Genomic DNA, 12,667 nt, shown 5'->3' on the forward strand with positions numbered 1-12,667 from the left:
AACCATGCCGCACCACCGCGTCGGCCCGTACGAGGTCAAGCTGGCGGAGCGCCGGCACGTCGACGGGGCGCGCAGCGTCATGCTCGACACCTTCTACCGCGACTTCGGCTTCGGCTACCGACCCGAATGGCACGCCGACGTCATCGACCTCGACGGCACCTACCTCACCCCCGACCGGCACGCCCTGTTCGTCGCGACCACGGGCGACGAGGTCGTGGGGACCACCGCCGTACGCGCCGCCGCACCCCATTGCCCACCCCACCCGCGTTTCCTCGCCGAGCGCTACCCCGACGACACCACCGCGCAGCTGTTCCGGGTCTACGTGCGGCCCGGACACCGACGCTGCGGTCTCGCCCGGGCGCTGGTCGCCCTCGCCGTCGACTTCGTCACCCGGCAACCCCGCTACCAGGCGCTCTACCTGCACACCGACGCCCGCGTCCCCGGTGCCGAACCGTTCTGGCGGAGCCTGGCGACGCCGGTCCACGACGCCCGCGACGACAGCTGCCAGACGATCCACTTCGAGATCCCGCTGCCCGGCCGCGCCCGGTAGCCGCCCTGTCGTCGGCGGGGGTGCCGGACCCAGGGCCTGATCCACCGGCCAGCGAGGGCCACCGGTCGGACCGGGCCGCCCGGCTTGATCTGGAGTGCACTCCAGGTGGCAGGGTCGACGCCGTGGCAGGGAACAGGGGAGTGGCCCGGCTGGTGCTGGGCACGATGAACTACGGCACGACGGTCGACCGGCAACGGGCGTTCGCCCTGCTGGACAGGTTCGTGGAGGCCGGCGGCGAGTGGATCGACACGGCCAACTGTTACGCGTTCTGGTCCGACCCGACCGGTCTCGGCGGGGCGAGCGAGCGGGTCATCGGGGCCTGGCTCCGGGCACGTCCGGGAGGGCGGACGCGGGTGAAGATCGCGACCAAGGTCCGGTACGACCCGCTGGTCGCGCACCGCTGGCCCGAATCCGCCGAGGGACTGTCGGCGGGGGCCGTCACGGCCGGGGTCGCCGGCAGCCTCTCCAGGCTGGGCGTGGACGCGGTCGATCTGCTGTGGGCGCACGGCGAGGACCGCGGCGTGCCGCTCGCCGAGACCGTCACCGCCTTCGGCGGGCTCGTCGGCACGGGGCACGCGCACCGGGTCGGGGCGGCGAACCACGCCTCGTGGCGCGTCGAACAGGCCCGCGCCCTGGCCCGGGACCGGGGGGTCGCGCCATGGTCGGCGCTGCAACTGCGGCACTCGCTGGCGCAGCCCAGACCCGGCGCGCTGCTGCCCGACCGGGGCCACAAGCTCCTCACCGCCGACGACCTCGACTACGCGCACACCGAGGGCCTGGACCTGTGGGCCTACACCCCGTTGATCAACGGTGGGTACGTCCGCCCCGACAAGCCCTTCCCCGAGGCCTACGACCACCCGGGAACGACCCGGGTCCTCGGCGTGCTCGACGAACTCACCGCCGAGACGGGAGCGACCCGCAACCAGGTCGTGCTCGCCTGGCTGCTGCGCCAGGGCATCCGGCCCATCGTCGGCGTGAGTGACCTCGCGCAGCTCGACGAGGCCGTCGGCGCGGTCGACGTGCCGTTGGACGACGGGCAGTTGGCCCGCCTGGCCGACGCCCGCTGAACGGGGTGGGGAGCGTCGCGTGAGGCTCAGCCTCGCGGACGCGGCGGATCACCGGCGGCGGCGGGCCATCCACTGCCAGAGGTGGGTGCCGTGGTGGCTCGGGTCGTTGCGGGCCACGTAGATCCAGGAGAAGTGACCGGGGAACTGGTAGCCGTTCCAGACGACGCGGTCGTAGAGGGTGACCAGTGATCCCGGGATGAGGTCGTGGGCGTGGACCGTGTTGGTCCCGGGTGGCACGGTGCCGTCGTCGAGTGAGGTGACCAGCCAGGTCGGGGTGCGGATCCCCGCCAGCTCCGCGTCGGTGATCAGCGGCGGGCCGTCGCCACCGAGCGGCTCGACGACGCCGCAGACCGGCACCGACGCGGCGAACAGGTCGGGACAGGTGACGGTCATCTCCAGGGCCATGTAGCCGCCGTTGCTGCACCCGGCCACGTGGATCCGGTCGGGGTCGACGCGTTCGCGGCGGACGAGATCCTCGACGATCTCGCGGATCAGCGGGGCGAACCGGGGACCGTCCTCCATCCAGTAGGAGGTGCTCTGCGGGGCGACGACGTACGCGTCGGAGAAGATCCGTTGCGCCTCCGGGGTGGCGAAGCCCAACGCGCCACGGTTGGCGCGCAGCGTGGTCTCGTTGTCGTAGTGGCCGTCGGGCAGCGAGGCGCCCTCACCGGCACCGTGCAGCCAGACGATCAGCGGTCGTCCGCCACGGCGCGGTGGGCGCTTCGGGGAGTACAACCGGTATTTCAGGCCGGAGCCCGAGACGTGGTGGCTGAAGGCGTCCACCTCGGGGTTCGACAGCCGCCCCTGCACGAAGTCGGTGATGGTGACGGGTGGGCCGTGACGTCGCACGAGCGGGCTGTTCTGCGTGATGGTGTAGACGAGGTCCAGCCGGACGTTGCGGCCCTTGCTCAGGATGTAGCCGAGGGTGCCACCGCCGAGTTGACCTTCGCCGTGGCCGAGGTCGAGCACGATGTTCCCGCGCCGGTCGAGCCGGGCCGCGGTCACCGTACGGTCCAGGTCGTACTCGCTGAAGATCAGATCGCCGGGGGCGATCGGGACGGGGCTGGTGGCCCTGGCGTGCACGGTGAACGTGCCGGGGTGGAGCCCGGCGGTGTCGATCGGCCCGAGCCGCGCGGTGTGCAGGGTGACCGAGGTGACCTGTTCACCGCCGTCGAGCGTGGTCGCGTCGAGGGTGAAGCTCACGCTGGCGGGGCGGTGACCGTCGGCGTGGGCGGCCGGGCCGGGCAGCGTCAGGCCGACAGCGGCGCCGGTGCCACCGGCCAGGACGGTGCGGCGAGTGACGGACGTTGACATGCGGCCCCCGGACACCTACGTAGACGTTCATCGATAGAGGGCAAACCTAGCGTGGCGGAGATCCGCTGGCAATCGGTGCCGGCTCGGACGATCGACCGGCCGGCTTCGCCGCCTCGACACGCCGTGCGCCGCTCGCCCCGCCGTGACGAGGACCCGCCACGGTCACGGACGCCGCGCCGTGATCAGGACGTATCCCGGAAAGCCACCCCGGCCACGCTCGTCCGCACCCTCCTCGTCCCGGAACAGCCAGTTGGTGATGCTCGTGCCGTACAGCCGTGCGATGTCGGGGTGCAGCCGGATGTACTCCCGAAGCTGCTCCTGGGCCGGGGGAGGGAAGACCGCGTGCCCAGTGACGTCCCGGATGTCGAGCACCGTGAACCCCGCCTCCCGTAGCAAGGGCGCGTAGTCGTCGATGGCGACGAGGTTGACGACCTCCGCCGGCTCGTCGTAGCCGGGCCGGCGGAAACAGTCGGCCAGCGCCAGCCGCGATCCCGGCCTGAGTACGCGCGCCGCTTCGGCCAGCGCCCGCCGCTTGTCCGGCATGTGCAGCAGCGACTCGAAGAACCACGCCCCGTCGAACGACGCGTCGTCGAAGGGCAGGTCCATCGCGTCGGCGAGCTGGAAACGCGCCCGATCGGCCAGCCCGTCCCGCTGCGCCCGGGCCGTGGCCTCCGCCACCTGGCCGGCGCTGACCGTGATGCCGACGACCTCCACGTCGTACGAGCGGGCCAGGTCGAGCGCCGGACCACCCACCCCGCAGCCCAGATCGAGGATGCGCTGACCCGGCGCGGGCGTCAGCCGCTCGATCAGCCGCCCGGTGAGCCGCTCGGACGCGGCGATCAGATCGACCTGGTCGTCGTCGTCCGACCAGTAGCCGAAGTGCAGGTTCGCCGGCATCTGCGCCCCGACGAACCCGTCGTACATCTCCGCGACCTGGGCGGCGTTGTCGTCTGCTGTCGATGTCATCCACGGCCTCCACTGCTCACTGTCGATCGGGTCTGCCGGCAGGGGACCTGCCTGTGTGCCCGGTGCCGGGGGCGGCCGGTCCCGCCGCGGCCGGTCCACCGGCGGTCAGCGTCCGCGTGCCGGGAACAGGTCGGTGGCGGTGACCCGGATCGTGCCGGGCGCGTCCCGGGGGGTCGGCACGAGATGCAGGTGCTGGGTGTCCGCCTCGTCCGGCCGGTCACACACCGTCGTGCAGGCACACCGATCGGTGGTGAAACCGGCGAACCGGTAGGCGATCTCCATCATCCGGTTGCGCTCCGTCGGCCGGAAGTCGGCCACCAGGTGGACGCCGGCCGCGAAGGCCCGGTCGACGAGCCAGTTCAGGATCACCGCCCCCGCCCCGAACTGCACCACCCGACAGGATGTGGCCAGGAGCTTCACCTGCCAGACGCCCTCCTTGCGCGCCACCAGCACGACGCCGACCGCCCCGTGCGGACCGAACCGGTCGGCCATGGTGGTCACCAGGACCTCGTGGCCCGCATCGGCGAGCAGCCGCCGCAGCGCCGCATCGGAATAGTGCACGCCGGTCGCGTTCATCTGGCTGGTCCGCCGGGTCAGCTCCTCGACCCGGGCGAGGTCCCGGTCGGTCGCCCGGTCGATCCGCATCTGGAGGCCCAGCGAGCGGAGGAACTCCTGGTCCGGCCCCGTGAAGTCGCGTCGCACGGCGGTGCGGCGGGCGTTGGCCTGGTACATCCGGCGTCGCTGCCGGGCGTCCTCGGTGACCACCGCCGGCGTGAACTCCGGCCGGTGCGGCAGTCCGGGCACCTCGTCGTGGGTGTAGCAGCGCACGTCGGGCAGGTGGAACGCGACCTCGGCGCGTTCGGTGGGCTGGTCGTCGACGAAGGCGACGGCCGAGTGTGCGAACCGCAGACCGTCGGCGATCCGGCGCACCGACTCGGACTTGGGCCCCCACCCGATCTCCGGCAGGAGGAAGTACTCCGCGACGTCCCACCGCTCCAGTTGCCGCCACGCGGGGGCGTGGTCGTTCTTGCTGGCGACCGACTGCAGGATGCCCCGCGCGTCCAGGGTGGTGATCACCTCACGCACCTCGTCCGGCAGCCGGAGGTCGTCGCCCTCCAGCAGGGTGCCCCGCCAGAGCGTGTTGTCCAGATCCCAGACGAGACACTTCACCGGTTGGTCAGGCATCGACCCTCCCTGCCGTGGCCAGCACGTGGTCCGCGAGGACGAGCTGACAGATCTCGGTGGTGCCCTCGATGATCTCCATCAGCTTGGCGTCCCGGTAGGCCCGGGCCACCGGGCTGCCGTCGTGGGCGGCCCGGGAGGCCAACAACTGCACGGCCGTCGCCGCGCCGCGTGCCGCGTTCTGCGAGCTGACCTGCTTCGCCAGCACCACGGCGGCGACCAGTCCGGGCTCACCGGCGTCCCAGCACCTGCTGGCGTGTTCGCAGGCACGCGTGGCCACCTGTTCGGCGACCAGGAGTTCGGCGAGGTGCCGGGACACGAGCTGGTGGCGGGCCAACTCGGTGCCGAACTGGGACCGGGTACGGACGTGGGCGGCCGAGACCCGTAGACACTCGCGCAGGATGCCCACACAACCCCAGGCGACGGACATCCGTCCGTAGAGCAGCATCGCGGTAACCAGCATCGACAGATCGTGCCCACCGCCGCCGAGGATCGCGGAGACAGGGAGACGGACGGCGTCGAGACGTACGTCGGCGTGGCCGGCCGCGCGGCAGCCCGACGGATGCGGAACCCGGCTCAGCCGGACCCCCGGGCTGTCGCGGGGGACGACCGCGACGGCCGCTCCCGACCCGAACCGGCCGACGACGAGGATGAGGTCGGCGTAGCTGGCTGCCGTGGTCCACACCTTCTCCCCGGTGACCACGGCCTCGTCACCGGCGACCTCGATGCGGGTGGTCATGGCGCTCAGGTCACTACCGGCGTCGACCTCGCTGAACGCCACCGCCGCGAGCTGCCCCCCGGTGAGGCGGGGGAGATAGCGCCGCCGCTGCTCCGGATCCCCGAACCGGCTGATGCTCCAGGCCGCCATGCCCTGTGAGGTCTGCACGCTGCGCACCGAGCTGCACAGACGGCCGGTGTGCGCGGTCAGTTCACCGTTGTCCGCGCTGCTCAGACCGAGCCCGCCGAACTCCACCGGCACCTGGGCGCACAGCGTGCCCTGCCGGCCCAACTCCCGCAGCACCGCGACGGGAAGCTCGCCGGAGAGGTCCCACCCACCGGCGCGGTCGCCGATGAGCGTGCTGGTCAGGTCGCGGGCGGCGAGCTGGCGTTCACCGGCCACGGTCGTCACGCAGCCGCCGTACCAGGGCTGCCATCGACCGCACCGAGCGGAAGTTGTCCAGCCGCAGGTCCGCGCCCAGAACGGCGATCTGGAAGGTCTGCTCCAGGTGGACCACCAGCTCCATCGCGAACATCGAGTTGACCAGGCCACTGTCGAACAGATCCTGATCGGCCTCGACGGTGGTCTTGAGCTGGGCTGCCAGGTACGACCGCAGCACCTCTTCGGTGTCGAGAATCTCCGCGCTGTGCTCCGCCGTCACGCCAGTGCCTCCGTGTAGTCGTAGAAGCCGCGGCCCGACTTGCGGCCGAGTTGGCCGTCGCGCACCTTCGTCGTCAACTGGTCGCAGGGCCGGTACCGCTGCTCACCCGTGCGTTCGTAGAGGGCTGCCAGGGAGTCCACCAGGTTGTCCAGGCCGATGAGGTCGGCAGTGCGCAGCGGTCCGGTCCGATGGCCGAGGCAGCCCTGCATGAGGGCGTCGACCTCGTCGGCCGTGGCGATGCCGTCACCCACGAGGCGGGCCGCGTCGTTGAGCATCGGGTGCAGCAGCCGGCTGGTGACGAAGCCCGGCGAGTCACGCACCTCCACAGCGCGCCGGCGCAGGCCCGCGAGCAGGGCCATGAGCGCGGCCATGGTCGCGTCGCCCGTACGCGGCCCCCGGACCACCTCGACCAGGTCGATCAGGTAGGCGGGATTCATGAAGTGGGTGCCGACCAGCTGGTGCGGCCGGGGCAGGGCCTCGGCCAGCTCGTCGATCGGGATGCCCGAGGTGTTGGTGACGAGGGGAACCTCCGCGCGGACGACCCCGGCCACCTCGACGAGGATCGCGGTCTTGGTGGTGAGGTGTTCGCTGACCGCCTCGATCACGACCGAGACGCCACCCAGCTCCCGTACGGAGGTGGCCGTCACCAGCCGGCCGGGCCGCCCGTCGGCCGGTGCCGCGTTCATCAGCCGGGCGTGGCGCAGCTGGAGGGGGATCGTACGCGCGGCCCGGTCGAGCGCCGCCGGGTCGTCGTCGACCAGGACCACCGGTCGTCCGCTGCCGAGCACGGTCGTGGCGATGCCCGTTCCCATCACCCCGGCGCCCACCACGGCGACCGGCCGGTCCTCGGACTCGACTCCCATGCGTGTGCCCCCCTCGACGATCCTCGCTCCGAGCGGACTCTTCGTGGCGCGCAGCCCGACGCGGGCCTGCCGCACGACGTGGCGGACTCCTGCTGCCGACGTGGCGGATTCCGGGAACCGGCTGACCGGTGTCCGGTTCCACCGCGAGCGAGGCTAGCACCTGACACATTTACGGACATAGGTCAGATGACTCATCCGTCCATTTAGTGCGGGCGCGAAAACGCGCGGCGGGACATTGCCGGTAAACCCCGGAAATGGATTCCGTCCGGTGTCCCGCCAGGTCATTGCCCCCTGCGCAGGCGGATTGACCAGGGGATGGTGGAACGGATGCCCGCTCAGCTCCCTGTGGTCTCCGTCACGCGAGTCAGATTACGGAAGATCCACGTGGCCCGATTCGGGTACATAGATCAGGCGTTCTCTGACAATTGAGGAGCTTCGATCTTGGTGAGCGACGACGAACTGCTGGACTACCTCAAACGAGTTACCGCTGAGCTGGACAGAACCACCCAGCGGCTCCGTACGGAGGAGGAACGCCAGCGGGAGCCGATCGCCATCATCGGGATGAGTTGCCGCTTTCCCGGGGACGTGACCTCACCCGAGGACCTCTGGCGGCTGCTCACCGCCGGCACGGACGCGATCACCGGGTTCCCCGACGACCGCGGCTGGCCACCGCCGTCCACCGACACCGCCGGACCCCCGTCCGTACGCAGCGGCGGATTCCTGACCGGCGCCGCCGACTTCGACGCCGGCTTCTTCGGCATCGCCCCCCGCGAAGCCCTGGCGATGGACCCACAACAGCGACTGCTGCTGGAAACCACCTGGGAAGTCCTCGAACGGGCCGGTGTCGACCCCCGGACCCTGCGCGGCAGCCGTACCGGCGTCTTCGTCGGCATGGGCAACACCGACTACGCCTTCACCGCCGTCCCACCCCCGGCCGGGCTCCAGGGACACCTGCTCACCGGCGTGTCCGGCAGCGTCGGCTCCGGCCGGCTCTCCTACACCTTCGGCCTACGCGGACCCTCCATCACGGTCGACACCGCCTGCTCGTCCTCACTGGTCGCGTTGCACCTGGCCGCCCACTCCCTGCGCGGCGGCGAGTGCGACCTCGCCCTGGCCGCAGGCGCAGCCGTCATGGCCACACCGGCCAGCTTCGTCGCCTTCGCACAACACGGCGGACTCGCCCCGGACGGCCGGTGCAGGTCCTACGCGGACGCCGCCGACGGCACCGGCTGGGGCGAAGGGGTCGGCGTGCTGCTGGTGGAACGACTGTCCGACGCGCAACGACACGGCCACCCCATCCTGGCCGTACTGCGCGGATCATCCGTCAACTCCGACGGCGCCTCCAACGGCCTGACCGCACCCAACGGCGCGGCGCAGCAGCAGGTGATCGAGGCCGCGCTGACCGCCGCGGGGCTGACCCCCGACGACGTGGACGCGGTCGAGGGACACGGCTCCGGCACCCGGCTCGGTGACACGATCGAGACACAGGCACTGCTCGCCACCTACGGCCGGGACCGACCGGCCGGACGACCACTGTGGCTCGGCTCCGTCAAATCCAACCTGGGGCACGCCCAGGCCGCGGCCGGCATGGCCGGAGTGATCAAAATGGTGCTGGCACTGCGACACGGCGTGCTCCCCGCGACCCTGCACTCCCAGCAGCCCAGCACCCGGGTCGACTGGTCCACCGGCGCTGTACGCCTGACCACCCGGCAACGGCCCTGGCCGACGGTCGACCGCCCCCGCCGCGCCGCCGTGTCGTCCTTCGGCATGAGCGGCACCAACGCCCACGTCATCCTCGAACAGGCACCCGCCCCGGCCCCGGCCACCGACCCCGCCCCCGGACCGGCCGTGATCCTGCCGTGGGTGCTGTCCGCCCACACCCCCGGGGCGCTGCGTGCCCAGGCCCGACGCCTCCGCGCCCACGTCGACGAGCACGCCCCCGACGCCGCCGACGTCGGCTACTCACTGGCCGCGACCCGCACCACCCTGGAACACACCGCCGTCGTGACCGGAACCGACCGCGCCACACTCCTCGACGGCCTCGGAGCACTCGCCGAGGACCGGCCCGCCCCGACGACCGTCACCGGACGCCGCGCCGACGCCGCCCGGCAACCGGTGCTGCTCTTTTCCGGGCAGGGCACCCACTGGGACGGCATGGCACGCGACCTGCTGGAAACCGAACCCGTCTTCGCCCGCGCCATGGCCGAGTGCGCCGATGCCCTCTCCACCTGGCTCGACTGGCCGGTGCTCGACGTCGTCCGCGGCATGCCCGACGCGCCGACGCTGGACCGGGTGGACGTCGTCCAGCCGGTGCTGTTCGCCACGATGGTGGCACTGGCCGAACTGTGGGCGTCCTACGGCGTACGCCCCGCAGCGGTGGCCGGACACTCCCAGGGCGAGATCGCCGCCGCGTACGTGGCCGGCGCACTCTCCCTAGCCGACGCCGCGAAGGTCGTCGCCCTGCGCAGCAGAGCCCTGCGACGGTTACGCGGCGCCGGCGCGATGCTCTCGGCCCTCGCGCCGGTGGCCGACGTCAAGGAACTGATCGAGCCGTGGCGGGGCCGGCTGTGGATCGCCGCCGTCAACGGACCGGCCGCCGTCACCGTCTCCGGCGACGACACCGCCCTCACCGACCTGGAACGCGAGCTGTCCCGCCGGGGCATGCTGCGCTGGCGCATCGAGGGCGTGGACTTCGCGGCGCACTCCGGCCAGGTGGAGCAGATCCGCGACGAGATCGAGTCGACGCTGACCGGCCTCGCCCCGCGGCCGTCCGACGTCCCCTTCTACTCCACCGTCACCGGCACCCACCTCGACACCCGGGGCCTCGACGCGACCTACTGGTACCGCAACCTGCGCGAACCGGTGGCGCTCGACGTCGCGACCCGGGCGCTGCTCGACGCCGGGCACAGCCTCTTCGTCGAGGTCAGCCCCCAACCCGTGCTCACCATGGGGGTCCAGGACCTGATCGACGAGTCGGGCACCGACGCCACGATCATCGGCACGCTGCGGCGCGGCCGCGGCGACCGACGCCAGTTCCTGTCGGCCGTCGCCGAAGCGCACGCACGCGGCGCCGACGTCGACTGGCGCGCGGCGTTCACCGGCGCGACCGTCGTCGACCTGCCGACCTACGCCTTCCAACGCGACCGCTACTGGCTCCCCGAGGCCGACGACGCGGCCGACCGACGACACCGCACACCGGCCGCCCCCACCAGCGCCGCGGACCAACGGTTCTGGGACGCCGCGCACCACACCGACCCCGCCGACTTCGCCCGGCTGATCGGTGTACCGGACGACACCACCCTGCGAGAGGCGCTGCCGGCGATCGCCCGCTGGCGTCAACGGTCGGCCGAGACCGCCCTCGCCGATTCCTGGCGCTACCACGTCTCGTGGACGCCGCTGCCCCCGCTGCCCCCGGCCGGCCTGCTGGGGACCTGGGTGGTGGTCCTGCCGGCGGTCCACGACCAGGACGACCGCCTGCGGGCGGTACTCACCCGACTTCAGGACAGCGGTGCCCACCTCCGGACGGTGACCCTCTCACCGCAGGACGCGAGCGGCGCGCGGGCGGCCGAACGGCTGCGCGACGGCGTGCGGGACGCCCCGGCGGTGGTCGGCGTGGTGTCGCTGCTGGCCCTGGCCCGGCAGGCCGACCCCGACCACCCCCACGTCCCCGGCGGCGTCGCCCTGACCCTGGCCCTGGTCCAGGCGCTCACCCAGGTGACACTGGCCGCGAAGCTGTGGTGTCTCACCTGGGGCGCGACCACGGCGGCCACCCCCGCACCCGACCCCGAACAGGCCCAACTGTGGGGCCTCGGCCTGGCTGTGGCCCAGGAACACCCGCGGCTCCTGGCCGGTCTGGCCGACCTGCCCCCACTGCCCGGGGCAGCCGACCTGGCCCAACTCCCCGCCGTGCTGTCCGGTCGCACCGGCGAGGACCAGGTCGCGGTGGCCGCCTCCCGGGTGGTGGCCCGCCGCCTGGTGAGGGCACCGGCTCCCGGCCCCGACGGCCACCGGTGGCAGCCGAGGGACACCGTCCTGGTGACCGGCGGCACCGGCGCACTGGGCTCCCGGATCGCCCGGTGGGCAGCCCGCAACGGTGCCCGGCACGTCGTCCTGCTCAGCCGCCGGGGCGCCACCGCACCGGCGGCCGACACCCTCGCCGAGGAACTGCGCGCCTGTGGCGCCACCGTCGCCTTCGAGGCGTGTGACACCGCCGACCGCACGGCGCTCGCTGCCGCCCTCAGCCGCGTCCCGCAGGAGTTCCCGCTGCGCGCGGTCGTCCACGCGGCCGGCGTCAGCGGCGGCTACACCCTCACCACCGACCTCACCACGGCGCAGTTCGCCGAGGTGGTCGCCGGCAAGGTACACGGCGCCGAACACCTGGACGCCCTGCTGACCGACGCGGATCTGGACGCGTTCGTCCTGATGACGTCGCTGTCCGGCGTGCTCGGCGGCGCCGGACACGCCGCCTACAGCGCAGCCAACGCCCACCTCGACGCCCTGGCCTGCCGCCGTCGTGCCGGTGGCCGGACCGCGACGGCCATCGCGTGGGGCGGCTGGACCGAGACCGGGTTGACGCAGACGCCCGGCGAACTACGCGACCTGTTCGACCTCGTCGGAGTACGCGCCATGGCCCCGCAACCGGCGATCACCGCACTGGGCAGAGCCGTCGCCGGCGGCGACACCACCGTGGTCGTGGCCGACCTGGACTGGTCCCTGTTCATCTCCGCCTACACCTCACTGCGCCCGAGCACGCTCGTCGAGCACTTCGTCGAGGCCGACGGCGACCGCGACGGCGGCACGGACCGTGCGGCCCGACTGCGGGAGCACCTGGTGGCGCACGACCCGGCGGAACAGGAGAACATCCTGGCCGCGTTGGTGCAGGAACGCGCCGCGGGGGTGCTGCGGCACGCCCGGGCGCAGGCCGTCGACGTCGACCGGCCCTTCCGGGAGCTGGGCTTCGACTCCCTGATGGCCGTCGAACTGCGCAACCGGCTCAACGCCGCCACCGGCCTGCGGCTGGCGACCACCGTGGTGTTCGACCACCCGACCCCCCAACTGCTGGCACGACAGTTACGCGACGCGCTCCTGCCCGAGAACGACGCACCGCCGTCGCACGCCGTCTTCGCCGACCTGGACCGGCTCGAAGCCGGCCTGAACACCACCGCCTTCACCGCCGAGGCCCGGGCCCGGGTGACCGCCCGACTGGCCGAGCTGACCGCGAACTGGGCGGCGGGAGCGGCGTCGACCGCACCGCTGCCCGCCAGCGACGACGAGATGTTCGAGTACCTGCAGGAGAACTTCGGGATCTCGTGACCCGGCCGACCGCCCACCAGCCGAGGAGGGTCC

Annotated in this window: 9 protein-coding genes; 3 read left to right on the plus strand and 6 right to left on the minus strand. The window is 72.5% G+C overall.

The genetic code is table 11. The annotated features are described in order from the left end of the window. Positions 1-4: 4 nt before the first annotated feature. Complete coding sequence (locus tag O7625_RS17960) at positions 5-550, plus strand: GNAT family N-acetyltransferase (RefSeq protein ID WP_282340068.1); 546 nt, start codon at positions 5-7, stop codon at positions 548-550. Between the two features lie 122 nt (positions 551-672). Next, the gene (locus tag O7625_RS17965; RefSeq protein WP_282340069.1) at positions 673-1,617 is read left to right on the plus strand and encodes an aldo/keto reductase; all 945 of its coding nucleotides are present in this window, start codon (positions 673-675) and stop codon (positions 1,615-1,617) included. Positions 1,618-1,665: 48 nt separating this feature from the next. On the opposite strand, the gene O7625_RS17970 is transcribed toward O7625_RS17965, so the two are convergent. The 6 genes from O7625_RS17970 to O7625_RS17995 form a co-directional block, all read right to left on the minus strand. After that, positions 1,666-2,931: a PHB depolymerase family esterase gene (locus O7625_RS17970; protein ID WP_282340070.1), complete on the minus strand. Its 1,266-nt coding sequence runs from the start codon at positions 2,929-2,931 to the stop codon at positions 1,666-1,668. Between the two features lie 162 nt (positions 2,932-3,093). Then, positions 3,094-3,897, minus strand: coding sequence for a methyltransferase domain-containing protein (locus O7625_RS17975; protein ID WP_282340071.1), 804 nt, complete (start codon positions 3,895-3,897; stop codon positions 3,094-3,096). A gap of 105 nt (positions 3,898-4,002) precedes the next feature. After that, entirely contained in the window at positions 4,003-5,082 is a 1,080-nt protein-coding gene (locus tag O7625_RS17980; protein ID WP_282340072.1) for an HAD-IIIC family phosphatase, read from the minus strand. Then, entirely contained in the window at positions 5,075-6,208 is a 1,134-nt protein-coding gene (locus O7625_RS17985; protein ID WP_282340073.1) for an acyl-CoA dehydrogenase family protein, read from the minus strand. Before O7625_RS17985 ends, O7625_RS17980 begins: the two co-directional genes overlap by 8 nt. Then, the gene (locus O7625_RS17990) at positions 6,189-6,458 is read right to left on the minus strand and encodes a phosphopantetheine-binding protein (RefSeq protein WP_282340074.1); all 270 of its coding nucleotides are present in this window, start codon (positions 6,456-6,458) and stop codon (positions 6,189-6,191) included. The genes O7625_RS17985 and O7625_RS17990 overlap by 20 nt, the downstream gene beginning before the upstream one ends. Continuing rightward, positions 6,455-7,321 (minus strand): 3-hydroxyacyl-CoA dehydrogenase family protein, encoded by an 867-nt coding sequence (locus O7625_RS17995; protein ID WP_282340075.1) that lies wholly within the window; start codon positions 7,319-7,321, stop codon positions 6,455-6,457. Before O7625_RS17995 ends, O7625_RS17990 begins: the two co-directional genes overlap by 4 nt. A 444-nt stretch (positions 7,322-7,765) precedes the next feature. Between O7625_RS17995 and O7625_RS18000 the strand changes: the two genes are divergently transcribed. Beyond that, positions 7,766-12,634, plus strand: a complete 4,869-nt coding sequence (locus O7625_RS18000) for a type I polyketide synthase (RefSeq protein ID WP_282340076.1) — start codon at positions 7,766-7,768, stop codon at positions 12,632-12,634. Positions 12,635-12,667 lie beyond the last annotated feature (33 nt).

This window comes from Micromonospora sp. WMMD714 (assembly GCF_029581315.1).
GTDB lineage: Bacteria > Actinomycetota > Actinomycetes > Mycobacteriales > Micromonosporaceae > Micromonospora > Micromonospora rifamycinica.

Excerpts from the sequence above, each read along its gene's own strand:
- O7625_RS17980 (WP_282340072.1), bottom strand. The coding sequence starts at position 5,082 with ATGCCTGACCAACCGGTGAAGTGTCTCGTCTGGGATCTGGACAACACG.
- O7625_RS17995 (WP_282340075.1), bottom strand. The coding sequence starts at position 7,321 with ATGGGAGTCGAGTCCGAGGACCGGCCGGTCGCCGTGGTGGGCGCCGGG.
- O7625_RS17970 (WP_282340070.1), bottom strand. The coding sequence starts at position 2,931 with ATGTCAACGTCCGTCACTCGCCGCACCGTCCTGGCCGGTGGCACCGGC.
- O7625_RS17960 (WP_282340068.1), top strand. The coding sequence starts at position 5 with ATGCCGCACCACCGCGTCGGCCCGTACGAGGTCAAGCTGGCGGAGCGC.
- O7625_RS17975 (WP_282340071.1), bottom strand. The coding sequence starts at position 3,897 with ATGACATCGACAGCAGACGACAACGCCGCCCAGGTCGCGGAGATGTAC.